Genomic DNA, 24,255 nt, shown 5'->3' on the forward strand with positions numbered 1-24,255 from the left:
GACGAAGTTTTTCTCTGCCCAAAAGCTAGTGACGCATCAGCTAAAACCAAAACACTATATATTGGCAGACCAACTATATAACTTTGGCTCAACCGTCGAATAATAAGCTCCTAATTCTTCGTCATGACGAAGTTTTCATTGTCGCGAAATACTAGTGCAGGATAGGCTAACCGCCGGCTAATGTGCGCACACATTTAGCAGAGCATGGCTTTGCAAGTTTCGTTATCGTTGACTGGAGTGTTTATGGAGAGCTCAAGCCGAGCCTTGAACGTTCACCTTGGAGCAGACCTAAAAGCCCGCTGGGCGGATTATTGCCTCGCTTTGGGTAAATCTCCTGGAGCAGCAATCAAAGCTGCGATTGAGCAACAACTGGCGCAATCAGCAGCGAACCCAGCGCTAAAACCTTACCAGCAGGTCGAAGAGACGACGACACGCGGTCCCATGCAACGCTTTGAAATCCTGCTGACTGCTTCGGAAAAAGCAGCTATCAACGAGCGAGCTCAGATAGAGCGGTGTTCCATGAGGCGTTGGATCGTCGACGCCATCCGGATCGGTTTGACCCTCGAGCCACAGTTCGGCATGGATGAAATTGATGCATTAGGTGAATCGAACTATCAGCTTTTGGCTCTAGGACGAAATCTCAACCAGATCGCCCGCCGCATGAACGAAGGCGGATATGAGCCGGTTACAGCCGAGCGGATTGAGGCGCTGAGCAGAATCATCGACAACCATACAGAAAAGGTTAGTCGGGCAATTCGCGCCAGCATTGAACGCTGGAACCTCAGGCAGACGCCTGAGGATGGGCTGGAACATACCCACCAGAGGGGCCGGGAGTGAATGCACCTCCGGTGGAGCATGAATGCTGAGTTAGGGGCCTGCCAGCGCATCATTACTCCCGCATACACCAACACCAGCAGGCGTCGTAATAGATGTGGTGCTCACGGCAATGGGACGCAGGTCGGATTGCGCGCGCTCATGGCAAAGTGCTATAGATGCTCATATCAAGAACACCAAGGAGGGTCCATGGCTAAATTTCCGAAGCATCCGCAGTATATCCCGGTCATAAAATGGCAATCTTGGGAGCAGCGCGCCCTCGAAAAGGTAGATGCCGAACTCAGACCTCGTATGCGCCCCTGTATTGAGGTACGTACTTCCAAGCAGCACCTGAATCTTCTAAGCAAACTTCAGACTGTCTGGCCACACGACGTACTTGTTGACTACTCAAACCCCAGTGGACTTTTGAGCCACGTCCGACAGAGCGAGCTCCTGGACTTCATGCAACATGCGGTTCAGCAGAAAATCCCCGCTTCCCCGGTAATCGGGCCAGCCTACGTTTCAAATATGGGAGCGAAGTTCCTGAAACTGGCCGCATCGTTGCCAGGTGTGGGTATTCGCTTGCGCTTAGGGGCGCTAGCAGTCCCTAACGATAAGCTGCAACTTGCTAAAGGGGCCTACGCGTACCTTAAAGCCGCAGGCATCAACACGACTTTGATTGTCGATCTGGGCGTAAGCCCAAAGGAGTGGTCGCCCGCGCAGGTCACTAGCTTTGGCCACGACCTGAATTCTTTAGCCGCTATCGGCTACCAATCGATGCATCTTGTCTCTGGCGCCTACCCCGCGAGCTTAGCCTCGGTCAAAACAGGCAGCGCGACATTCCAACGGTCCGATTGGCGATTCTGGTACGACGTGAATGCTAATGTGCCGAATCTGGGGTTAGGGTTCGGTGATTACGGAACTCTATCCCCGGAGTGGACTGAGGAGATTCTGGAGCGGCGCAGCAATCGCATTGCTATTCGATACACCAGAGGTGTTGACTGGCTCATCCTGAGGGCTGATGGAAAAACCACCAACGACTCTGTCGCAATTTCCGAGATCTTGGTAAACACTTATCCCAAGGACTTCAAAGGCGCTCCATATTCATTTGGCGATCAGATCCTTTCTGAGCGAGCAGACCCTACCGTGCCGGTGAAAAAGAAGCGCTGCGGTCATTACCACATCACTGAAGGCTGGAGTCACCACATCGCGTACGTACTTAAAGAGCAGTACTGAGACAGCCCATAGCACGCTCGATTAGGCATTTGCGAACCCTCTCCTTGAGATCTTTCAAGGGGAGTAGTTCAGCGACCTTGGCCTGTATGACGTACAGGCTCTTGCTTTTGAAGCCACGCGTGATGCCCAGCTCTTCTAGAATCTGCAGACCTTCTTCGCGCTTAATTAAAGTTACCAGCACATCAGGCTTGTGGCGGGTGTTTGCCTTAGCCTTCCGAACCTGCTTGAAGCCCATTCCTGACTCATTAGGCACCACCATTACCCCCCACCAAGGAGGGAGCATAGGCATTGCCTTTTTGAGGTGGCATTCAGCGGTAACGAGAGTCACCTGATCGAAAGCCCGAGCATACCGAGATCCCTGACCAATAAGTCTGTTCAGTGAATCACTGGCGCTTTTTATCTCATAGCAATGCATGTCCATGACCTGCACGAGATCCGCCCGAATCTCACCACCGTTGATTTCAACCTCCTCCAAGAAATGGAAGACGTCGTTAGGCATCGCAGCTGCCAGATGGTATGTGAGAGCGAGTTTTATTTCGGCTTCGCGCATGGTCGTTCCTCAAGGGGGCATCAATCATGCCGGAAAGAGACGTCAGCTGCGTCCCTTTTCCGACACAACGAAGGAATTTTAGCTGATGACGAAACATATGCATATATGCTATAAATAATGCATGGATCGACCAAAACCGCTGCATCAACTTATCTCGGAGCTGCTGCAGTTTTTCACTGCGAACGGCATTGGAACGAGCTCATCTATAGCAAAGGCTACAGGCATAAACCAATCGCAGGTCTATCGAAATTTATTTGCCGCACCGAAAAAAGTGACAAAAACACATTTGCGCTTATGCAAATTTGCGAATATCGATGCACGCGAAGAAACACTCGACCCTCGCTCAAGCGAAATCCTGATGGAAGCGCTAGCCACTATCTGGGATGGCTCTGATGATCACGCGCGCAGACTTGCTGACTTACTCTTTGCACATAGCCGCGCCAGCGTGGGAACATGTACCTAGGAACAGCGTTATAGGAGGTTGCATATGCATGACGCAAAGACTCCGATAACCGTTAAAACTGCGTTCGAAAGCCTCAAGGCTGCTGGCTACCCGCGTGCGTATGTCACGAAACTCCTGCCTGATTGGTGGGACAACAGCCTTCTGAAAACCAGTGCAGGGGCGTTCCAGTTCGCCCTGATCCTGAAGCAGCGGTTAGGCCTGGACGTAAGTTTTGGGCACGACGGTGATCTGGCGATCGAGCCACGGGCAGCTCGTGCCAATTTCAAGCATCGGGCAGGAACTGATGCCGATGAATTAAATGTCGCGGCGAGCCTCGGCATCGCATTGGCGCGCGTAGCGGTTTTTGCCACTCGCGAAGCTTACCGTGCGTTGCCTGCAGATCCACTGGCAATTTATGAATTGGTACGCAAAAGCACTGGCAAAGCATGTGTTGATTTCGAAGGTTTGTTGGACTTGTGCTGGATGCATGGCATTCCAGTCCTGTTCTTAAAGGACATGCCTAAAAACACCAAACGAATGACCGGCATGGCTGTCATGTTGGATGGCCGCCCCTCGATATTACTTGGCTTCAACTATGCAGTGCACTCAAAGCAGTTGTTTGTGCTGGCTCATGAGCTAGCGCACATCTTGTGCGAGCACGTCCAAACAAATGGTGCGCTGGTCGATGAGGATATAGCGGACGTCAGCGAGGGACTTGAGGGGCGGGCTCAGGTCCGGCGCGATGCGCAAGAACGGGAGGCAGATGCTTTTGCGCTCAGTCTAATCAGGCACGGCCAAATAGATATCATCCGGCAGATCCCCCGCCAAGCATCTGCTGCGACACTCGCCGCCGCAGCAATGAAGCTTGGCCTAACTCACGGTATAGATCTCGGGCATCTGATCATGTCCTATGCAAAGGAGCATGATGACTGGATCAGGGCGAACCAAGCGATGGGTTTCGTGCCGCAAGACATTGGAGCAATTGAGTTACTGCGAGACAGGTTCATAAAAAATGCTGACCTGTCAGCGATAACCGAGGAAGGTGCTGACCACCTTTTCACCATGCAGGGATTTGCGAGGTAACCCGTTCTTGTATCTGCTAGATAGTGATGCCGCCAAAAAGATCTGCCAATACCACCTTCTCCACGAACTGGCCGGAGCGCTAAATTGCGCCTTATGCGATTTCGCGGTGCTACCGCAGCTCAAATTCCAGCTGAAGCTAACCAAAGATGACAAGGCCCTCGCAAAGCTTGGCACCCAGGAAGCAGTTGATCTCGCACGACAACTGGTGGCAGCGGCATGCGAGGTTCAGGTCGTGGCCCAATCAGCAAATCCACTATTGCTACTCAATCGGCCCGATATTGATAGCGGAGAGGCAACATTGTTCGCTGCGTTATACGGCAACGAGGCAGAACTGCTGAGCGGAGACAAACGGGCCTATGTGGCTCTTTCCAAGGTTGATGACGTGCCAACAGTGGATGCTCTTTGGGCCCATTTAATCTGCCTGGAAGAGGCAATGTGGCTTGTTTTGAAGCATATAGATTTTCAGCATGTCTCGGACAAGGTCCGGGCCCGGCCGGATGTCGACATGGCTATCAGCATCTCGTTTGGCCGCACAGCGGCGAACCCATTGGAGACTGTGAATGAGGCGCTTTGGGGCTACCTGAGAAGTCTGCGGACAGATACCGGCGGAAAGTATCTACTGCCGAGCTGCGCCACCGCATGAAGCGCCACAACTATCGTGATGGTGGAAGGAAACGGTACAGTAGCAGTACAATGCCGATGTTTCATAGACTTCGCAGAATTACGCTAAACCCATGATATTGAAACACTTAAAGCTTCCTGCACCTACGGAAAGCTATGCTTGCTTTTGCTGGACTTATAGTGTCGCCCAGCAACTCATAATCCCTTGGTCCACGGTTCGAGTCCGTGTGGGCCCACCAAATAGAAAGCCGCGCATTGCGCGGCTTTTTTCGTTCTGGCGCGGCACCCACCGCCGGGCTCATCAAAACCTCAATCAATCACCACATGCGGCAAAAACCGGCTGCTGTCCTTGGTGATCAAACTGTCATCTTCACGAATCCCAATCCCCGAAGCCGTATCCCCCACCACCCACGATCCGATCAGCGTGTAGCTGTCGCCAAAACGAGGCAACGGCGCGAACGCCTGCAGGATGTAGGGGGCATCGTTGTAAGGGCCGTCTTCGAAAATGACCTGGTTTGTCGGGGTGCGGATTTCGATGTTGGCGCCTTCGCGGGAAAAGTACGGCTTGCGCACCCAGCCCTTCGGCACTGCGGATTGCGGGTTCTGGTCGACGAAAGACGGCAGCAGATTGGGGTGCCCTTCGTTGAATTCCCACAGCAACGGCAGGATGCCTTTGTTCGAAATGATCGCCTTCCAGGCCGGTTCGATGAACTGTGTGTCGCACTGCGGGATGGCCTGGCCGTGGGGCTCATGGAAGACATGCTCCCAGGCATGCAGCTTGAAGATGCGTTCGATCCAGCGGCCGTCAAGGTCGACAAATCGGCCGTTGGCGTTCAGGCCGATGTCTTCGATGTCGATGTGGCGGGTTTCGATGCCGGCGTGCTCGGCCATTTTGCGCAGGAACTCAGTCGTGCCCCTGTCTTCGATAGAGCCTGACATGCAGGAAAAGTAGAAAGGCCCGCCCTCCCTGATCGCCGCAAACGCCCGTACCAGGTCCTCCGCCATCGAGTTGAACTGCGAAGCGTGGGCTGGCAATACGCCGCGCTGGATCTGCTCTTCAAGCCAGATGAGCTGGAACGCGCCCGCTTCATATGCTGACGTAGGGGTGTCCATGTTGGCTTCCAGCAGCTTGGCCGAGTTCACACCGTCATAGCTGAAATCAAAACGTCCGTATAAATGCGGGTGGCCTTCCTTCCACGAGGTGCGGACCAGATCGAAGAACGCCTGTGGAATGGCCAGCCGGGTCAGCAGTTCTTCACTCTCGACGACCTTTTCCACGACGTCCAGGCACATGGCATGAAGCTCCTGGGTCGGCGCTTCGATGTCGCGCGTGATCTGCGCTTCGGTGAACTGGTAGTAGGCCCGCTCATCCCAATAGCGCTCACCGTCGATGGTGTGAAAGTTGAACCCTTCACGCTCGGCTGTCTGGCGCCAGTCAGGACGTTCCTGGATGCTGATCCTTTTCATGGGTAACGTCCCTGTTATCCGCCGAAGCTTGAGCCGCTGCTTTTGCCACCCCAACCGCTGCGAGCAGTGGCCTGGCTGCCGAAACCGCCACGGGAAACCGACGACGAGACGGAGGAGTTACGACCAAGGGTGCTTTTGCTGTAAGTCCCGGTCGAGCTGCTTCGCGCCTGGGTAGAGTTGCCGAAGGTTTTGCCCCGTTCGATCTGGCGCGACAGTGTGGAATACCCATATCCACCCCGCGAGTCACGCTCCTGATAGATGGGCTGGGCGTAGTAACGACCGCCGCCACCGGTGAATCCGTTAACCATGTTGCTGACCAGCATGCCCATCAGGAATCCGTTCACCCCGGAACCAAAGCCGCCGCCACCGCCACCGCCACCGCCGCCGCCGGACTGGTCAGCCTGTGCCTTCGCTGCGTCGACCTGAGACTTGGGAAGCTCCCCGGAAACTTCCAGCTGGAAACCGCCGAGCTTGGGCGTGAACTTGCCATCGGCATTCTGCTGGCAGTAATCAGGGACGAAATCTGCTTCGCAAGCCGTCTTGTCGTCATAGGTCGGGGCTACGCGGCGGTGCTCCGCCAGCGCGCTCATGTAGGCGTCCGAGCAGATGTCGACCGGGACTTTCTGATCCACACAGGCTTGAACCGATGGATAGGTCTGCTGCGCGGAAACTTCGACGGTGTCGGATTTGCTGCACGCGCTGATCGCCAGCGGCAGGGTGCTGGCCAGGACCAGCTTGAGGGAACTACGTCTCATCGATAACTCCTTTCGATAACGGGCGATCAGGTCGACGGCGTCATGCAGGCCGAGTTGAGAAAACCGACACTGATCGAGACGCTGGCGGCGTAGATGGCCGCGGCTAGCTCGCCTCGGGTAATGCGTGCGGAAAGATCCTTGAGCACCATGCTGGTGGCGGTGAAGGCCAGCAGCTGTACGACTGCTGCGATTACTGCCCAGATCACCACGTCCAGTACGCTGATGCTGTAGGTGATGACGTTGCTGGCAGGCAGGGCAAAACCGATCAGCGCACCGCCGAGGGCGACCGCCGCGGCAACATTGCCCTCACGAATCAGGGCGAATTCCTTGTGCGGGGTCAGACGCGTGTAGGCCATCTGAAACAACGCGAACAACCCGCCGGCCACAATGATGTAGACCACAAAACTCAGCAACGACTGGACGCTGACGGACATACGAAGCGCTTCAAGCATTTTTTACTTCCTTTTAAATGACGGTGAAATCAGTGGACTGCAGGGTCACGCCGACCGACGTGGTGAAGGAAACAACGCCCTCCTCGTCTTCCTCGACCGACAGCAGCAGAAACTCGCGACGATCCACCAACCCGGTGTCCCGCGCGTACAACATGCTCAGGTGCTTGATCCGGTAAGCACCGTCAGGACTGACAACCTGCTCGTCCATGGGCGTGAGCTCGGTCTGACCCTCTTCCGTGCCCCACTGACGTCCGTATTCCCAGCCGTCATGCTCGAATATCGGCAGACCGACTTTGGACGCAGGCCCCACCAGACGCTTGAGCTCCGCCTCGCTGTTGATCGTGACGGCGCTGCTGTAGCCGAACAGGATGATGTCCTGGACGTCTTCAGCGGCAGGCCCGTTCATCATGACCTGCAGCCAGTAATCTTCGTCCTCGAAGTAGAAGCGCACCAGACGGACCGATTGCCCCAGGTCTACCTGCCCCACTGACCAGACCACTTCTTCGTTGGGGACCACCAGCTCCGAATGGCCGTCGAGCATCAGCTTGAGCGAGTCGTCGAGGTCCATCATCCGCCCGGTAGCCAGCCCGAACGGATTAGCCAAGGCCGAATTGCCGAGGGGATTGGAGCCGGCCGGTGGAATGGGCGACTCCAGGCCTAATGCGCGTTTGATCCAGCTCATGTTTCATCTCCTTGAATTCGCGCCGAGGCGATCTGAAAAAGTTCTGCCCTTCACTTCACGGGGCTTCGCTCAAGAAGCTGCCGTGAGTGCATTAACCAGGCCGTCACGATACCGGCAAGCGCGCCACACAGGTGTGACTCAATCGATACGCCCGGCACCGGAATGAAGCCGAAAATCAATCCGCTGTAGCCCAGCAGGGTCACCAGTGCGATCGCGAAACTCGCCAGACTGCGCTGATACCAGCCGCGGGCCAGCAAATAAGCCCACAAGCCAAATATCAGGCCGCTGGCGCCCACATGGATGACAGGTCTGCCAATCACCCAAACCATCAGGCCTCCCAGCACAGTGATGAGCAGTGCAACGCGAATGTAACGCTGAAGCCCCTCGGTTGCGACCAGCCAGCTCAGCACCACAAAAGGCAGGAGATTGCTCAGCAGGTGACGGACCGAACCATGCAGAAACGGAGAAAACAGGATGCCTTGCAGTCCGGAAAACGTTCTAGGCACCAGGCCGTGGGACAGCAGGCTGTTGGCGGTCAGGGAGTTAACCATCTGCACAACGATCATCAAAGCGGCAAGGCAGAATATCGTCCGTAGTCCGTTTCCGATATTCATCCGCACACCGCTGAAACCCGAAAAATCGAAACCGAAAAAAGGCAGCCGGATACCCGGCTGCCTCTGTTTAACGGTGATTATTGCCCAGCGTTACCGCTCTGGCTTTGCGCTTTCAAGCGGGCCAAGACGTCCGCTGCGCCGCCTGTTTTAGCGCCGATCCCGGCATCCTGAAGACGACGCTCCAGATCGCCGCCATTGGCAGCCTCGGCCAGCTCATCGGCCGCTTCAAGTCTCGCGTCCTGTTCATCCTGACGCTGCTTGATACGTGCCAGCGAACCCACTGCGGTTTCGAGTCGGCCATTGGCACCACCGGTCGCAGCCGCCGCGTTGATCTGTGCCTTTTGCACGCTGTCGCGGGCCTTGGCCATGTCGGTCTGCTGACGCAGGCCTTTGATCTGGCTTTCGGCTTTGATGACCTGTGCGGTCAGTTTCGCCACGTGGACGCCAAACTGATCGGCCGCCAGTTTCTCCTGATCGCGCAGAGCCGTCAGCTCGGCCACTTTCTCGGCACACTCGAGGGCAAGGGCTTCTTCGCCTTTGTTCATCGCCGCGAGCGCTTTCTGCTCCCAGTTGGCGATGTTCTTGTCGTGCTCTTCAACGCGCTGGAGCGAGAGCTTGTGCTTGGCTTTGATCTGGATCAGTTGGTTGCGCGCCGCGAGCATGGAGGCGTCGGCGTCACGGATTTCCTGATCGAGGATTCGCAGTGCCTGGGCATCGACGATGGCTTCACCCACCTCGGAAGCCCCACCACGCAACGCTGTGACCATTTTTTTCCAAAGGCTCATTGATGTGTCTCCCGATTACTGTGAATCAACTTTAAGAAAATCTTCGTAGGCGTCGGCCGCATGAATCACGTTTTCTGCCAGGGTGAGCACCTCATGGACGACGACCGTCAACGAAGAGGCTGCGCTCAGTGCGCCAAACATGTTGTAGAAGGTTTCGCCGTTCGGCAGGGTCTCGATGCCGATCGACGACAGCGGGAACAGCTCCCGGCTACGCAACACGGCGTCGTTAAAAGCCGCCGGGTCTTTCACCTCGGAGGCGTACACCAGCACGGAATCAACCAGGATCTGGTCGCCCGCAATGGCAATGATGATGGGCAAGCCGCCGAACTGGTTCATCACCAGGCTCAGACTTGGCTCGGCGCCTTGAATGAGGGTCAGCTCGATATCTTTGTCTTTCACAACGTCCAGCTCGGCGAACGCCGAGTGAAGTGTGTTGATCGTCCAATTGGTGTTCTCAGTCATGAATCCCTCCAGTTTGATCCGGTTACCCAAGTAGGGCTGGCGCAGCACTTTTTCGATATCTCTCAATACTTCCGCGTTTTCGGGAAGCACGTACAGCTCTCGTTTCACGTACCCGGCAGCTGTCAGCCGAGCGCGCATCTCGCGCATGTAGTCGGTTGAAGTTTTCCGAGCCATTGAAGTCTTCCCGAACATCACATGTGATAGCAACGCACCCTACGCGCAAGCATCCGGATACGCAACATCTCACATGTGATGACTTTGTGAATGAGTGCACACCGGAGGTGACGCGCAGCATTTGCCAGGCTTCGGATATATTCATCTTCTCCATGGTCAGTAATCCCATGAACTCAGCCTCCCTACCCTCCTGGCTTCGCCGCGCCCTGCGTCCGCTTCTGGATCCATACCGCCGCTATCGCCATGCGCGCTACATTCACGCCGGCCGAATCGTGGTCGGACTGCTGGTGTCGATTCTTCTGACGACAGGTTTTCATCTGCCCCACGGTGAGTGGGCGTCGGTGACCATGCTGATCGTGATTGGCGGGTTGCAGCACCACGGCAATATCGGCAAAAAATCGGTGGAGCGCGCGTACGGGACATTAATTGGCGCGGCGCTGGGCCTGGCGATGGTGGCGCAGGAAAGCTATCTGGGCATGCCGTTGCTGACGTACGTGGTTATGTCGCTGATCTGCGGCTTTTTTGCGTATCACGCCATCGGCAAGGGCGGTTACACGGCGCTGTTGTCGGCGATCACGCTGTTCATCGTGGCGGGCCACGGTGACAACCCGATCACGGACGGGTTGTGGCGAACAGTGGACATCCTGATCGGCATCGCCCTCGCCCTGGCGTTCTCGTTCGCACTCCCGCTGTACGCCGTGTATTCGTGGCGCTACAACTTGGCGAATGGATTGCGTGACTGTGCCCTGGCCTACGACCGGATCGCCAGCGGGCAGTCCATGACCGCAGATGAGCATGTGAAGCTGACCGCGCGAATGGGCGCAACGCTGTTGCAGTTGCGTTCGCTGATGCCGTCGGTGTCCAAGGAAGTGAAAATTTCGATCGTTGAGTTGGACGCCATTCAGAGCCATTTCCGCATGTGCCTGAGCATCCTCGAGATTCTGTCGAATCTGCGTCCGGCAGATGCTGGCAGCACGGGCGTGACGGCGGAGCAACGGCGGATTCGTCGCATGTTGATCGGCATGGCCCGCGCGCTGCAGACCGGTGCGACCGAGCGTTTGCAGCGCCCGACCGAGAGCTTGACCGTCGGGCCCGACGTTCCAACCGCCTCTACCGAGGTGCTCGGTTATCAGCTGATGACCCGCCAGTTCACGCAGAATCTTGAAAGCCTGCAGCAACGACTGGCGAAAACTGCGCCGGCGTGGAAAATCTGAACCACGCCAGCACGGTGATCAAAAACCGGTGGAGGATCAATAAACCGGCGGAACAACCATCTCACGCGGTACTGGGGCGCGCAGGTAATTGGCGTTGTACTCGCGCTCCGGCAGCACCACTTGCGGTGTCTCGGTATCCCCGCGCGGGATCTGCTCCAGCAGGTGATGAATACAGTTCAGGCGGGCGCGTTTCTTGTCGTCGGCCTCGACGATCCACCATGGCGCGACGTCAGTGTGGGAACGGGTGAGCATTTCTTCTTTCGCGTTGGTGTAGTCCTCCCAGCGACGCCGGGACTCAAGGTCCATAGGCGAGAGCTTCCACTGTTTCAGCGGGTCATGAATGCGCATCAGAAAGCGCCGGTACTGCTCGTCGTCGGTGATGGAGAACCAGTACTTGATCAGGATGATGCCCGAGCGCACCAGCATTTTTTCGAACTCGGGGACGGTGCGGAAAAACTCTTCGTACTCCTCGTCATTGCAGAAGCCCATGACCCGCTCGACCCCGGCCCGGTTGTACCAACTGCGGTCGAACAGCACCATTTCGCCAGCGGCTGGGAGGTGCGCGACATAGCGCTGGAAGTACCACTGCGTGCGCTCGCGTTCACTTGGCGCGGTCAGTGCAGCCACGCGACAGACCCGCGGGTTGAGGCGCTGAGTGATGCGCTTGATCGCACCGCCCTTGCCTGCCGCATCCCGGCCTTCGAACAGCACGACCACCTTGAGCTTCTGGCTCACCACCCAGTCCTGCAGTTTCACCAACTCGCCTTGCAGGCGCAGCAGTTCACGGAAGTACAGGCGGCGATCAATCCCTTTGGGCACCTCCTCACCCAAGTCAGCCAACAAGCCGTCCAGGCGCGCGTCGTCGTACTCCATTTCCAGTTCTTCGTCGAAGCTGTCGAGGATATCGGCCTGGATGTAGCGGGCGGTTTCGGAGAAATCCAGAGTCATGACGAGGCTCCCGGCGTTGATTCAAAGGGATGGGGAGAGAATTTAGGCATGCCGGGGGTGACAGAAGAATGACAAAAGCCTTACAGCGCAGAAAAGTCCTACATGACCGACGCAGGTTCTCTGACGCCCATCCCCGATGGACGATCGACGCAGAATGCCTAGGGTTTCGCGTCGCTTTGGGATTCGAATATCACCCAAACCCCTAAGGAATCTCCTAACATGCCCCGCTTGCCGAAGGAGATCCGCCTTGCCTGACACCCGCCCCCCAGCGCTCGATGACATCGATCGCAAACTGATCGCAGCGCTGCAAATCAATGCCCGGGAACCGGTCGCAAATCTGGCCCGGCAATTGGGCATCGCGCGCACGACCGTGACCTCGCGACTGGCGCGCCTGGAGAAAGCCAAAATCATCACCGGCTATGGCGTGCGTCTGGGTCAGCGGCTGGTGGATGGCGGGCTGCAGGCCTATGTCGGGATCACCGTGCAGCCTCGCTCTGGCAAGGAAGTGTTGCGGCGGCTGAGTGCGCTCGCGCAGGTGCAACAGTTGTGCGCCGTGAGTGGCGAGTTCGATTACGTCGCGTGGCTGCGCACGGACTCGCCGGAGCAGCTGGACCAGTTGCTCGATCTGATCGGGAGTGTCGATGGCGTCGAGAAGACCACCACATCGATCATCCTGAGCAGCAAGATCGACCGCGGGCAGCCATCCTGAATGAGCAACTTATAACAATGTGACGAGCTAACCCGTCACTTTGACGGCATTCTCGACACAACGACGACACTCTGCGTCTTATTAACGTCCCAACTGTTATCTAGACTTGTCCACTTTCTCGCCCCAGTCGAACAAGGTCAGTCATGAAGAACAATCGCCACCCCGCCGACGGAAAAAAACCGATCACGATTTTCGGCCCGGACTTCCCGTTCGCCTTCGATGACTGGATTGAGCACCCGGCAGGCCTGGGCAGCATTCCTACGGAAAACCTTGGAAAAGAGGTGGCCATCGTCGGCGCCGGCATCGCGGGGCTGGTGGCGGCATATGAGCTGATGAAGCTGGGCCTCAAGCCCGTCGTTTATGAAGCCTCCAAAATGGGCGGCCGTCTGCGCTCACAACAGTTCGAAGGCGCCGAAGGCATCATTGCCGAGCTGGGCGGCATGCGCTTCCCGGTGTCATCCACCGCTTTTTATCACTACGTCGACAAGCTCGGCCTGGAATCCAAGCCCTTCCCCAACCCGCTCACGGCGGCGTCCGGCAGCACGGTGATTGACCTGGAAGGCAGCACTCACTACGCACAGAAACTGTCGGACTTGCCTGCGCTGTTTCAGGAAGTCGCCGACGCCTGGGCCGACGCGCTGGAGGACGGCTCGCAGTTCGCCGACATTCAACAAGCCATCCGCGACCGCGACGTGCCTCGGCTCAAGGAGCTGTGGGACAAGCTGGTGCCGCTGTGGGACGACCGCACGTTCTATGATTTTGTCGCCACCTCCAAAGCCTTCGCCAAGCTGTCGTTCTATCACCGCGAAGTGTTTGGTCAGGTCGGCTTTGGCACCGGTGGCTGGGACTCGGACTTCCCGAACTCGATGCTGGAGATCTTCCGCGTGGTCATGACCAACTGCGATGATCACCAACACCTGATCGTCGGCGGCGTCGCGCAAGTCCCTATCGGCATCTGGCGCCATGCCCCTGAACGTTGCGCCCATTGGCCAGAAGGCACCAGCCTGTCGACGCTGCACCGGGGCGCCCCGCGCACGGGCGTCAAGGGCATCAGCCGCGCCGCCAACGGTCAGTTCGCGGTCACCGACAACTTGGGCGACGTCCGCCATTACGATGCGGTTCTGGCCACGTGCCAGAGCTGGCTGCTGACCACCCAGATCGAGTGCGAAGAGTCGCTGTTCTCACAGAAGATGTGGATGGCGCTGGACCGCACGCGCTACATGCAGTCGTCGAAAACCTTCGTCATGGTCGACCGGCCGTTCTGGAAGGACAAAGACCCTGAGACCGGCCGCGACCTCATGAGCATGACCCTGACGGATCGCCTGACCCGTGGCACTTATCTGTTCGACAACGGCACCTATTCCAACGGCGTCGAGAAACCGGGGGTGATTTGCCTGTCGTACTCGTGGATGAGCGACGCGCTGAAAATGCTGCCGCATCCCGTGGAAAAGCGCGTCAGCCTGGCGCTCGGCGCGCTGAAAAAGATCTACCCAAAGGTCGATATCGCCGCGCGCGTCATCGGAGACCCGATCACCGTGTCGTGGGAATCGGACCCGCACTTCCTCGGAGCTTTCAAAGGCGCGCTGCCGGGCCACTACCGCTACAACCAGCGGATGTACGCGCACTTCATGCAGAAAGAAATGCCTGACGAGCAACGCGGCATTTTCATCGCCGGTGACGATGTGTCCTGGACACCCGCCTGGGTCGAAGGCGCAGTACAGACCTCGCTGAACGCGGTGTGGGGCATCATGACCCACTTCGGCGGCAAGACTCACGCCGAGAACCCGGGCCCGGGTGACGTGTTTCACGAGATCGGCCCGATCGTTTTGCCGGAATAAGGAAGCCACAAATGCGCGTCGCCCTCTACCAATGCCCGCCGCTGCCGCTGGACGTCAGCGCCAACCTCATGCGACTGGAAGCCCAAGCGATCGAGGCATCGGCGCAGGGGGCGGCGCTGCTGGTCTTCCCCGAGATGTTTCTCAGCGGCTACAACATCGGTGCCCAGGCGGCGCGGGAGTTGGCGCAAACGAGCGACGGCCCGGCTGCGCTGAAGATCGCCGAGATAGCCCAGGCCACGGGCGTCGCGATTCTGTACGGCTACCCGGAGTTAAGCGGCGACGATCAGGTTTACAACGCCGTGCAGTTAATCGACGCGCAAGGTGTTCGGCTCTGCAATTACCGTAAGACCCATCTGTATGGCGACCTGGACAACGCGATGTTCAGCGCGGGCGATGAGCACTTCCCGGTGGTGGACTTCGGCGGCTGGAGGCTCGGCTTTTTGATCTGCTACGACGTCGAGTTTCCCGAGAACACGCGGCGTCTGGCCCTGGCCGGCGCAGACCTGATTCTGGTACCGACAGCAAACATGGCGCCCTACGATTTCGTCGCGGAAGTCACCGTGCGGGCCCGCGCCTTCGAGAACCAGTGCTACCTGGTTTATGCCAATTACTGCGGCAGTGAGGACCAGATCCATTACTGCGGTTTGAGCAGCATCAGCGCGCCAGACGGTCGGCAAATCGGGCTTGCCGGTCGGGATGAGGCGCTGGTGATCGCGGACCTGGATCGGGAAGCGATGAGCGAATCGCAGGCGATCAATACGTATTTCAAGGATCGCCGGCCGGGGTTCTATGCCGGTCTGGGTAAACCGTAGGGTAATTGCCCAGCGTCGCCACTGCGCACGTCCCACACCTGAGCGCCCGTTATCCGCTAGCATGGCCGCTCAGTCAGCAAACATCACAAGCGCCATGCCCAACCCCATCCGCCAGCGATCCCTGACCCTGCCCAATGGCTTGAACGTGGTGCTTGTTTCGGCACCACGTTTGAAGCGTTGCGCTGCGGCATTGCGGGTGGCGGCAGGCAGTCATGATGTGTCGGCCCGCTGGCCGGGGCTGGCGCATTTTCTCGAGCACCTGTTCTTCCTCGGCACCGAGCGCTTTACGGCCGACGAAAAACTGATGGCGTTCGTGCAGCGCCATGGCGGGCAAGTGAACGCCAGCACACGCGAGCGCACCACCGACTTCTTCATCGAACTGCCCCGCGCCGTGTTTCCCGACGGTCTTGAGCGGCTGTGCGAAATGCTCGCCCATCCACGCATGACGATTCCCGATCAGCTGCGAGAACGAGAGGTGCTGCACGCGGAATTCATTGCCTGGTCGCGGGACAATGCCTCCCGTGATCGGCTGAAACGCCTGCAGCCCTTGTCGGATTTGCATCCCCTGCGCGGGTTTCATGCAGGGAATCGCTTCAGTCTTCCGGTTCCGCGTCAGGCATTTCAGGATGCGCTGCAGAATTTCTATCGACGGTTTTATCAGGCCGGGCAGATGACGCTGAGCCTCGCAGGGCCTCAGTCGCTGGAGGAACTGGAGGAGCTGGCAACGCAGTCTGGCGGGTATTTCGCTCGAGGCAGCCGTGTCGAACAGCATCGTCCGCCTGCGCTGCTCACTGATGCACCGAAGCCAGTCGGCGAACCTGACCAGCGTCGGATGCATCTGACGTTCGCGTGCGAAGGCTTACCGCCAGGGCAGGAGCAGGCCGCGGCGTTCCTTTGTACCTGGATGAATGACGGGCAAGCGGGCGGTCTGGTGGCGGAGCTTCGTGAACGAAGATTGATTGAATCGCTGAAGGCCGAGGTGATGTATGAGTTTGCCGGCCAGGCAGTCATCGACATTGAGATCGCATTGGCCACGATGACACCCGTCGCGTCATCCCACGTGTCATCAATGGTGTTCAGTTGGCTCGCCTTCTTCAACTCCCGTTACCGCCCGTTGTTCGACGAATACTCGCGGCTTGAACAGCGGCGCCTGGCCGTCAGTGGTGCGCTGTCGCTGGCCAGGCATTTCAGCGCTGAAACTGATCAGGCAGGCCTGCCTAACGACACAGTCGATGCGCTGCTGAACCAATTTACGCCGTTGACGATGTTGCAGGCAGAGGCCGAGTCCCCGCCGTACAACGCTTCAAGCGTCGATTGGCGCCTGCCCGAAGCCAATCCGTTTTTGAAGCAGACAACGCCAGTTGCGGCGACGAGCTCGGACCTGCCTGGGCTGACATTCAGCGAGGCGCTGCCAGCACACGGCGAGGCGACCTTATGCCTGCGATGGACGCTCGCCGCTGCGCAACCAATGCTTGCCCGGATGCTGGAAGACAGCCTGAAACCGCTGATGGCCCAAGCCAGTCAAGCGGGGGTCACGCTGGCCTTCAGTGCATACGGCAGATTCTGGCAGCTAAAGATCTCCGGCTTGGCGGAGCCGTTGCCCATCGTGCTGGAACAGGCGCTGAGCCTTTTCGTCCAGCCGGATGCGCAAACCCTGGCGCGCTACGGTGCACCCGCTAACGATCCGGCCCTCATCCCGATACGTCAGCTGCTGAAGACGTTACCTGATCATTATTTGAACAACGTCGTCACCCAGCAGACTGACGATCTGCCGCAGGTCTGGGCAGAGGCGCTCTGGACGGGGTTTGCCACGGGCTTCACACCCTCAGCGCGAAACGTGTTGAGTCACGCCGCTCGGCGCATCCCCGGTCTCCCGGAGCTTTCAGCGCACGCAACACCTCTGGCTACGGGCACACGGTGGGAAATCGAGCCGTCGGAGTCTGCCGAAGTTGCGCTACTGATGTTCTATCCAACACCCTCCCACGCTCTCGATGACGAAGCTACGTGGCGACTGTTCGCACAGCTGATGCAGGCGCCGTTCTACCAGCGCCTACGGGTCGAAATGCAGTTGGGCTACGCCGTTTTCAGCGGTTTCAGACACGTCGCAGGCGCGGCCGGTCTTCTATTCGGTGTGCAATCGCCCAGTGCGAACGCGACACAGCTCGTGGCGCATATCGAGGCGTTCATCGAGGATCTGCCGACTCTCATCAACGCCGCAGACTTACCCGCGCAGGTAAAAAACCTGCAGGCGCAACTTGAAACGGCTGACATGGAACACTCACAAGCCGCCGAGCAGCTCTGGCAAGCGCATCTGGCAGGACACGGCAGCGACTACAGTGCACGCCTGCAACATTCGCTTGCACATCTTCAACACGTTGCTTTGCTCGAAGCCGCTCATCGGCTGGCACAACCAGACAGCGCCCGGCTCTGCCTCTCCAACCGCCCTGGCCCGTTCTAGCCCGCCCCGGCCGCGGGCTGCAAACAGTTGATCATTGCCTGCGGTGCAAGGATCTTTATCGGATATTTCATCATTGGCCTTCCGATAATTTTAGTAACATAGCCCCCTAAGCATTTGAACGTCTCCGCTCGCAGGAGCACTAAAGAATGTACTCACCCACCGCTGCACTAACCCAGAAGGAGTCAATTATGTGGACTAAACCTGCTTACACTGATCTGCGTATCGGCTTTGAAGTCACCATGTACTTCGCAAGCCGTTGATTGTTGCGCGGTGAGAAGCCTCGGTTCGCCGGGGCTTTTTTATTAACGCGATTCTGATTTCAGGGCCGGCCTGGCCCGTCGCTACGGGGTTTACATGCACATCCAGATTCTCGGTTCCGCCGCCGGCGGTGGTTTCCCTCAGTGGAACTGCAACTGCGCCAATTGCGCTGGCTTTCGCGATGGCAGCTTGCGGGCCCACGCGCGCACCCAGTCGTCCATCGCGCTGTCGGACGACGGCGTGAACTGGATCTTGTGCAACGCCTCTCCCGACATCCGCGCCCAGCTCCAGGGGTTCGCGCCGATGCAGCCCAATCGCGGCCTGCGCGATACCGGGATCAGCGCGATCATTCTGATGGACAGCCAGATCGACCACACCACCGGTCTGCTGAGCCTGCGTGAAGGCTGCCCGCATCAGGTCTGGTGCACGGACATGGTCCACGAGGACCTGAGCACGGGTTTCCCACTGTTCAACATGCTCAAACACTGGAACGGCGGCCTGGCCTGGAATCGCATCGAGCTGGAAGGCAGCTTTGTGATTCCGGCCTGCCCGAATCTGCGCTTTACGCCATTTCCACTGCGCAGTGCGGCACCGCCCTACTCGCCTCACCGATTCGACCCACACCCGGGCGATAACATCGGCTTGATGGTCGAGGACCTGAGCACGGGCGGCAAACTGTTCTACGCGCCGGGCCTGGGCAAAGTCGATGATGCCCTCATGGAGAAAATGAGTGGCGCCGACTGCCTTTTGGTTGACGGCACAATGTGGGATGACGATGAAATGCAGCGTCGTGGCGTCGGCACCCGTAAAGGCACGGAGATGGGTCATCTGGCGCAAAACGGCCCCGGCGGCATGCTCGAAGTGCTGGAAAAGCTGCCGCATCAGCGCAAGGTGCTTATCCACATCAACAACACCAACCCGATCCTCGACGAAGACTCGCCCGAGCGCGCTGAACTGGCGCGGCGGAACGTTGAAGTGGCGTTCGATGGGATGAGCATCGAGCTTTAAAACGCTAATTAGCCGACTGTGGGGCCAGGTTTGCTCATGAAGGTGTCAGGTCAGCCAGCCTATCCGGCACAGGTAGATCGCACTCGTGAGCAAGCTCACTCCCACGGGATCTGCGGAAATTCTTGACGAGAACTGCCGACATGAACGATGCAACGCCGCTGTCCCCTGCTGAATTCGAACAGGCCCTGCGCGCCAAGGGCGCGTATTACCACATCTATCACCCTTTCCATGTGGCGATGTACGAAGGGCGCGCGACCCGCGAGCAGATTCAGGGCTGGGTCGCCAACCGGTTTTACTATCAGGTGAACATCCCGCTGAAGGACGCTGCGATCCTGGCCAACTGCCCGGACCGGGAAATCCGCCGCGAGTGGATTCAGCGCTTGCTCGACCATGACGGCGCACCCGGCGAAGACGGCGGCATCGAAGCCTGGTTGCGTCTGGGTCAAGCCGTGGGCCTGGATCCTGACCAGCTGCGCTCGCAGGAACTCGTTCTGCCCGGCGTACGATTTGCCGTCGATGCCTACGTCAACTTCGCCCGTCGCGCCAATTGGCAGGAAGCGGCGAGCAGTTCGCTGACCGAGCTGTTCGCGCCGCAGATCCATCAGTCGCGTTTGGACAGCTGGCCGCAGCACTACCCATGGATCGACCCGACCGGTTACGAATACTTCCGCACCCGCCTGGGTCAGGCGCGCCGCGACGTCGAGCATGGTCTGGCGATCACGCTGCAGCACTACACCACGCGGGAAGGCCAGGAGCGCATGCTGGAAATTCTGCAGTTCAAACTCGATATTTTGTGGAGCATGCTTGATGCCATGAGCATGGCCTACGAGCTGAACCGCCCGCCCTATCACAGCGTGACCGACCAACGCGTCTGGCACAAAGGAATCGCCCTATGAGCTTCAATCGTGAGCAGGTGCCCAGCTGGCGCCGCGGTTATCGTTTCCAGTTCGAACCCGCGCAAAACGGTCACGTGCTGCTCTACCCCGAGGGCATGATCAAGCTCAACGACAGCGCAAGCGCGATTGGCGGCCTGATTGACGGTCAGCGCAGCGTCGGCGCCATCATTGCGCTGCTTGACGAAAAATTCCCCGGCGTTCCCGAGCTCGGCACTGACGTCGAGCAATTCATGGAGGTCGCCCGTGCAGAGCTCTGGATCGAATTTGCCTGACTCAGTGAACGCTCAGTCCGATGTCTACATCCCGCCCACGCCCCCGGTCGGGCTGCCGCTGTGGCTGCTCGCCGAGCTGACCTATCGCTGCCCGTTGCAATGCCCGTATTGCTCCAACCCGCTGGATTTCGCCAAGCAGGGTCAGGAATTGAGCACCGAGCAGTGGTTCAAAGTCATGGCCGAAGCCCGGCAAATGGGCGCGGCGCAGATCGGCTTCTCGGGTGGCGAGCCATTGGTGCGTCAGGATCTGGCCGAGCTGATCGCCGAAGCGCGACGGCTGGGCTTCTACACCAACCTGATTACCTCCGGCATCGGCCTGACCGAGCAGAAGATTATCGACTTCAAGGAAGCCGGGCTGGACCACATCCAGATCAGTTTCCAGGCCAGCGACGAGCAAGTGAACAACATGCTCGCCGGCTCGAAAAAGGCCTTCGCGCAGAAGCTGGAAATGGCCCGCGCCGTGAAAAAGCATGGCTATCCAATGGTCCTCAACTTCGTGACCCACCGGCACAACATCGACAAGATCGACAAGATCATCGAGCTCTGCGTGGCACTGGAAGCGGATTTCGTGGAGCTGGCGACCTGTCAGTTCTACGGCTGGGCACACTTGAATCGGGTGGGCTTGCTGCCGACCAAAGACCAACTTGTGCGCGCCGAACGCATCACCAACGAGTATCGGGCCAAGCTCGCCGCTGAAAATCACCCGGTGAAGCTGATCTTCGTCACCCCCGATTACTACGAAGATCGTCCAAAAGCCTGCATGAACGGCTGGGGCAATCTGTTCCTGACCGTGACGCCGGATGGCACTGCGCTGCCGTGCCATGGGGCGCGGCAGATGCCGATCCAGTTCCCCAATGTGCGCGATCACACGATGCAGCACATCTGGTATGAGTCGTTCGGCTTCAATCGCTTTCGCGGTTACGAGTGGATGCCAGAGCCTTGCCGCTCCTGCGACGAGAAGGAAAAAGACTTCGGGGGCTGCCGTTGTCAGGCGTTCATGCTGACCGGCGATGCGAGCAACACGGACCCGGTGTGCAGCAAGTCGCCGCAGCATCACTTGATCACCCAGGCCCGTGATGAAGCCGAGTATGCTAGCCAGACTATCGAGCAACTGGCCTTCCGCAATGAACGAAACTCACGCCTCATCGCCAAGTCCTGACCTCCTTTCCGCCGCCCAGGCTGTGGCGGCAGGCACCGATTTCGCCGAACTCGCCGTGAGCCCTGCGGGGCTTTTCTGGAGTGAATTCCGCCCGCAGGATGCCGCGACGCGCATATGGCGCTGGCACGACGGCGCGGCCGCTTGCCTGACCCCCGAGGGTTTCAGCGTGCGCAGCCGGGTGTATGAATACGGCGGCGGTTCGTTCTGCCTGACTGACGATGCCGTGGTGTTCGTCAACGAAGCGGACCAGCAGATTTACCTCCAGTCCTTCGACTCCCAAACCCCTCACCCCCTGACCCAGGGCGACAAGCTCTTCGGAGATGTCCGTTCTGCGCGTGGGCAGATTCTGGCGGTTGAGGAGGATAAGAGCACTCACCGGCTGGTCGCGATCGACGTCGCCGACGGTCGCCGCCACGTACTGGCCGAAGGCGCGGATTTTTACGCATCGCCCTCCATCAGTCCGGATGGCAATCGCCTGGTGTGGATCGAGTGGTGGCGGCCCCATCAGCCCTGGACGTCCTCACGACTGATGAGCGTCGAACGCCAGGCCGATCTCGCGTGGGGCCGGCCGCACTGTCTCGCGGGCGGGTTGGGACTGGAATCGTTGCAGCAACCCCGCTTCGATGACGCGGGCCGCTTGTATTGCCTGACTGACCGCGCCGGGTTCTGGCAGCCGTGGGTTGAGACGCCGGACGGTTTTGAAGCGCTGCCCGCCGCCGCTGCCGACCACGCTTCGGCGCCGTGGCAACTGGGCGCGTCGACCTGGGCGCCGCTGAGCGAGGGCGCGTACCTCGCCGCCTGGTTCGAGGACGGTAAAGGCCTGCTCGGCGTGCGTTCGGCACAGGGTTCAGTTGAAGATTTCAGCGGCGATTACAGCCGTTTCAGAAGCCTGGCGGTTGACGCGAACTATATCTATTGCATCGCGGCGTCGCCCGTCAGCCCTTCTGCTGTCATTGCCATCGGTCGTGCTGACAAGTGCGTTCAGGTGCTGGCCGGCGGGGTCAGCCCCCTTCCCGTCGAGCGCATCAGCCAGCCGCAGACCTTGCGTTATCCAAGTGGGGCCGGCGAGGCGCACGGGTATTTCTACCCGGCCATGAATGGCGACGACAAGCCGCCGCTCGTGGTGTTTATACACGGCGGCCCGACCTCCGCCTGCTACCCCGCGCTGGACCCGCGCATTCAGTTCTGGACGCAGCGGGGCTTCGCCGTAGCCGACCTCAACTATCGCGGCAGCACCGGTTATGGCCGCGCCTATCGCCAGGCACTGTTTCTGGAATGGGGCGTCGTCGATGTCGAAGACGCCTGTGCAGTGGTTGAATACCTAGGCAATCAGGGCCTGGTCGATCCGGCAAATGCGTTCATCCGAGGCGGCAGTGCAGGTGGCTATACGACGCTGTGCGCACTGGCATTCAAGGATGTGTTCCGCGCAGGGGCAAGCCTTTACGGAGTCAGCGACCCGCTGGCGCTGGCGGAAGCCACGCACAAGTTCGAGGCGGATTATCTGGACTGGCTGATCGGTGACCCCGACGTCGACATGGCGCGCTACCGGGAGCGCACGCCGCTGCTGCATGCCGACCAGATAAAGGTCCCGGTGATCTTTTTTCAGGGCGAACTCGACGCAGTCGTCGTCCCCGCCCAGACCCGCGACATGCTCAATGCGCTACTGGAAAACGGCATCCCGGCGGAAGGGCACTTCTACCCCGACGAACGCCACGGCTTCCGCAAAGCCGCCAACCTGGCCCATGCACTGGAAACCGAGTGGGCGTTTTACCGGAAGGTTATTGATGGGTGATTTGAGGTTGTTCAGCTCCCGCGGATTCCGGTAGGACGGGCTTTAGCCGGGAATTGGCCAGTGAGCTGATACGGGGACAGATTAATTTACGGTGAAGCGTTGTAAATAAATCAGTCCCCTTCAAAAAGTCGTCAAGCGTTGTAAATAAATCAGTCCCCTTCAAAAAGTCCTGGCCGCTTCGCGAGCAAGCTCGCTCCCACGGGGTATTGCGATACACGCTACATTTCTGTGGGGCATCGCCAGCTTCACAGGTGTAGGCAGTCGCCTGGTAGGACCGGCTTCAGCCGGGAAGAGGTCGGTGGATGCAACGATCAATTTGCGGTGTGGCGATTGAAGCCTTCCCGGCTAAAGCCGGTCCTACAAGTCGCAGGAAGGCGTTGAGCCCTACCCGAACATCTGTGCCGCCCCAGAACAGAGCGGCGAGCAATCCCAAAACAACGTCCATCCCTGAGCTTCCTGATCATAAAGTCCAACGTCGGACTCTATGTCAGCTGACCTGAGACAGGAAGCGTGGTGTTGGCCGGGGTCGGGTTACTTGCGACTGACAATGATGTAGATCGCGTGGATGATCCCCGGGATGTAGCCCAGCAGGGTCAGCAGAATGTTCAGCCAGAAAGCGCCGGCGAAGCCGACTTGCAGGAACACGCCCAGGGGTGGCAGCAGGATGGCGATGATGATGCGAATGATGTCCATGGGTGGAGCTCCTGATTAATGGCCCAATGGGGGCCGCACAGCTAATCGACCCTGGGTCGCTA

The 24,255-nt window shown here is 58.7% G+C and carries 26 protein-coding genes; 16 read left to right on the top strand and 10 right to left on the bottom strand.

Annotated features, from left to right (window positions below):
- The first annotated feature begins 243 nt into the window (after nucleotides 1-243).
- Nucleotides 244-837 carry a plasmid mobilization relaxosome protein MobC gene (gene mobC, locus SLW74_RS20325; protein ID WP_410929900.1) on the top strand — a complete coding sequence of 198 codons (594 nt, stop codon included), beginning with the start codon at nucleotides 244-246 and terminating at the stop codon, nucleotides 835-837.
- A 186-nt stretch (nucleotides 838-1,023) separates the two neighbouring features.
- Entirely contained in the window at nucleotides 1,024-2,049 is a 1,026-nt protein-coding gene (locus SLW74_RS20330; protein WP_410929901.1) for a beta family protein, read from the top strand.
- Here the strand turns inward: SLW74_RS20330 and SLW74_RS20335 are convergent.
- Nucleotides 2,033-2,599 (bottom strand): sce7726 family protein, encoded by a 567-nt coding sequence (locus SLW74_RS20335; protein ID WP_058418997.1) that lies wholly within the window; start codon nucleotides 2,597-2,599, stop codon nucleotides 2,033-2,035. The genes SLW74_RS20330 and SLW74_RS20335 overlap by 17 nt on opposite strands.
- A gap of 121 nt (nucleotides 2,600-2,720) precedes the next feature.
- Here SLW74_RS20335 and SLW74_RS20340 point away from each other — a divergent pair, with 121 nt between their 5' ends.
- Genes SLW74_RS20340 through SLW74_RS20350 form a run of 3 tightly spaced genes read left to right on the top strand, consistent with a single transcriptional unit; the run spans nucleotide 2,721 to nucleotide 4,767 of the window.
- Nucleotides 2,721-3,062 (top strand): hypothetical protein, encoded by a 342-nt coding sequence (locus SLW74_RS20340; RefSeq protein ID WP_410929902.1) that lies wholly within the window; start codon nucleotides 2,721-2,723, stop codon nucleotides 3,060-3,062.
- A gap of 24 nt (nucleotides 3,063-3,086) precedes the next feature.
- Nucleotides 3,087-4,124, top strand: coding sequence for an ImmA/IrrE family metallo-endopeptidase (locus tag SLW74_RS20345; RefSeq protein ID WP_410929903.1), 1,038 nt, complete (start codon nucleotides 3,087-3,089; stop codon nucleotides 4,122-4,124).
- A gap of 7 nt (nucleotides 4,125-4,131) precedes the next feature.
- The gene (locus tag SLW74_RS20350; protein ID WP_410929904.1) at nucleotides 4,132-4,767 is read left to right on the top strand and encodes a hypothetical protein; all 636 of its coding nucleotides are present in this window, start codon (nucleotides 4,132-4,134) and stop codon (nucleotides 4,765-4,767) included.
- 287 nt (nucleotides 4,768-5,054) lie between these two features.
- Here SLW74_RS20350 and SLW74_RS20355 read toward each other — a convergent pair whose 3' ends face one another.
- From SLW74_RS20355 to SLW74_RS20385, 7 genes are all read right to left on the bottom strand, one after another.
- On the bottom strand, nucleotides 5,055-6,212 hold the full coding sequence (locus SLW74_RS20355; protein WP_065991323.1) for a glutathionylspermidine synthase family protein: 1,158 nt from the start codon (nucleotides 6,210-6,212) through the stop codon (nucleotides 5,055-5,057).
- Nucleotides 6,213-6,226: 14 nt separating this feature from the next.
- Nucleotides 6,227-6,967: a DUF1190 domain-containing protein gene (locus SLW74_RS20360; protein WP_410929905.1), complete on the bottom strand. Its 741-nt coding sequence runs from the start codon at nucleotides 6,965-6,967 to the stop codon at nucleotides 6,227-6,229.
- Between the two features lie 26 nt (nucleotides 6,968-6,993).
- Nucleotides 6,994-7,419 carry a DUF350 domain-containing protein gene (locus SLW74_RS20365; RefSeq protein ID WP_065991321.1) on the bottom strand — a complete coding sequence of 142 codons (426 nt, stop codon included), beginning with the start codon at nucleotides 7,417-7,419 and terminating at the stop codon, nucleotides 6,994-6,996.
- A 13-nt stretch (nucleotides 7,420-7,432) separates the two neighbouring features.
- Nucleotides 7,433-8,101 carry a DUF2491 family protein gene (locus SLW74_RS20370; RefSeq protein WP_065991320.1) on the bottom strand — a complete coding sequence of 223 codons (669 nt, stop codon included), beginning with the start codon at nucleotides 8,099-8,101 and terminating at the stop codon, nucleotides 7,433-7,435.
- Between the two features lie 50 nt (nucleotides 8,102-8,151).
- Nucleotides 8,152-8,715, bottom strand: coding sequence for a rhomboid family intramembrane serine protease (locus tag SLW74_RS20375; RefSeq protein ID WP_410929906.1), 564 nt, complete (start codon nucleotides 8,713-8,715; stop codon nucleotides 8,152-8,154).
- Between the two features lie 77 nt (nucleotides 8,716-8,792).
- Nucleotides 8,793-9,500, bottom strand: coding sequence for a PspA/IM30 family protein (locus SLW74_RS20380; RefSeq protein WP_065991318.1), 708 nt, complete (start codon nucleotides 9,498-9,500; stop codon nucleotides 8,793-8,795).
- A gap of 15 nt (nucleotides 9,501-9,515) precedes the next feature.
- Nucleotides 9,516-10,136, bottom strand: coding sequence for a YjfI family protein (locus tag SLW74_RS20385; RefSeq protein ID WP_083233191.1), 621 nt, complete (start codon nucleotides 10,134-10,136; stop codon nucleotides 9,516-9,518).
- A 167-nt stretch (nucleotides 10,137-10,303) separates the two neighbouring features.
- Here SLW74_RS20385 and SLW74_RS20390 point away from each other — a divergent pair, with 167 nt between their 5' ends.
- Nucleotides 10,304-11,350, top strand: coding sequence for an FUSC family protein (locus SLW74_RS20390; RefSeq protein ID WP_065991316.1), 1,047 nt, complete (start codon nucleotides 10,304-10,306; stop codon nucleotides 11,348-11,350).
- A 36-nt stretch (nucleotides 11,351-11,386) separates the two neighbouring features.
- Here SLW74_RS20390 and ppk2 read toward each other — a convergent pair whose 3' ends face one another.
- Nucleotides 11,387-12,298 (bottom strand): polyphosphate kinase 2, encoded by a 912-nt coding sequence (gene ppk2, locus SLW74_RS20395; RefSeq protein WP_074886916.1) that lies wholly within the window; start codon nucleotides 12,296-12,298, stop codon nucleotides 11,387-11,389.
- A 247-nt stretch (nucleotides 12,299-12,545) separates the two neighbouring features.
- On the opposite strand from ppk2, the gene SLW74_RS20400 reads away from it, so the two are divergent.
- The 10 genes from SLW74_RS20400 to SLW74_RS20445 all read left to right on the top strand — a co-directional run bounded on the left by SLW74_RS20400 (nucleotide 12,546) and on the right by SLW74_RS20445 (nucleotide 23,500).
- Nucleotides 12,546-13,007 (top strand): Lrp/AsnC family transcriptional regulator, encoded by a 462-nt coding sequence (locus SLW74_RS20400; protein ID WP_065991314.1) that lies wholly within the window; start codon nucleotides 12,546-12,548, stop codon nucleotides 13,005-13,007.
- A 143-nt stretch (nucleotides 13,008-13,150) separates the two neighbouring features.
- Entirely contained in the window at nucleotides 13,151-14,845 is a 1,695-nt protein-coding gene (locus SLW74_RS20405) for a flavin monoamine oxidase family protein (RefSeq protein WP_065991313.1), read from the top strand.
- Nucleotides 14,846-14,856: 11 nt separating this feature from the next.
- The gene (locus SLW74_RS20410) at nucleotides 14,857-15,657 is read left to right on the top strand and encodes a carbon-nitrogen hydrolase family protein (protein ID WP_410929907.1); all 801 of its coding nucleotides are present in this window, start codon (nucleotides 14,857-14,859) and stop codon (nucleotides 15,655-15,657) included.
- A 94-nt stretch (nucleotides 15,658-15,751) separates the two neighbouring features.
- Complete coding sequence (gene pqqF / locus SLW74_RS20415) at nucleotides 15,752-18,115, top strand: pyrroloquinoline quinone biosynthesis protein PqqF (protein ID WP_410929908.1); 2,364 nt, start codon at nucleotides 15,752-15,754, stop codon at nucleotides 18,113-18,115.
- A gap of 188 nt (nucleotides 18,116-18,303) precedes the next feature.
- Entirely contained in the window at nucleotides 18,304-18,375 is a 72-nt protein-coding gene (gene pqqA, locus SLW74_RS20420) for a pyrroloquinoline quinone precursor peptide PqqA (RefSeq protein WP_008365141.1), read from the top strand.
- A 94-nt stretch (nucleotides 18,376-18,469) separates the two neighbouring features.
- A complete protein-coding gene (gene pqqB / locus SLW74_RS20425) occupies nucleotides 18,470-19,381 on the top strand; it encodes a pyrroloquinoline quinone biosynthesis protein PqqB (protein WP_410929909.1) in 912 nt (303 codons plus the stop codon).
- A 140-nt stretch (nucleotides 19,382-19,521) separates the two neighbouring features.
- On the top strand, nucleotides 19,522-20,277 hold the full coding sequence (gene pqqC, locus SLW74_RS20430) for a pyrroloquinoline-quinone synthase PqqC (RefSeq protein ID WP_065991310.1): 756 nt from the start codon (nucleotides 19,522-19,524) through the stop codon (nucleotides 20,275-20,277).
- A complete protein-coding gene (gene pqqD, locus SLW74_RS20435; protein ID WP_065991309.1) occupies nucleotides 20,274-20,549 on the top strand; it encodes a pyrroloquinoline quinone biosynthesis peptide chaperone PqqD in 276 nt (91 codons plus the stop codon). The genes pqqC and pqqD overlap by 4 nt, the downstream gene beginning before the upstream one ends.
- Nucleotides 20,521-21,708, top strand: coding sequence for a pyrroloquinoline quinone biosynthesis protein PqqE (pqqE, locus tag SLW74_RS20440; RefSeq protein WP_410929910.1), 1,188 nt, complete (start codon nucleotides 20,521-20,523; stop codon nucleotides 21,706-21,708). Before pqqD ends, pqqE begins: the two co-directional genes overlap by 29 nt.
- Nucleotides 21,674-23,500 carry a S9 family peptidase gene (locus SLW74_RS20445; RefSeq protein WP_410929911.1) on the top strand — a complete coding sequence of 609 codons (1,827 nt, stop codon included), beginning with the start codon at nucleotides 21,674-21,676 and terminating at the stop codon, nucleotides 23,498-23,500. The genes pqqE and SLW74_RS20445 overlap by 35 nt, the downstream gene beginning before the upstream one ends.
- 531 nt (nucleotides 23,501-24,031) lie before the next feature.
- Here SLW74_RS20445 and SLW74_RS20450 read toward each other — a convergent pair.
- Nucleotides 24,032-24,193, bottom strand: coding sequence for a YqaE/Pmp3 family membrane protein (locus tag SLW74_RS20450; protein WP_037019089.1), 162 nt, complete (start codon nucleotides 24,191-24,193; stop codon nucleotides 24,032-24,034).
- Nucleotides 24,194-24,255 lie beyond the last annotated feature (62 nt).

The sequence above is a fragment of the Pseudomonas sp. W5-36 genome (assembly GCF_046540455.1).
GTDB lineage: Bacteria > Pseudomonadota > Gammaproteobacteria > Pseudomonadales > Pseudomonadaceae > Aquipseudomonas > Aquipseudomonas graminis_B.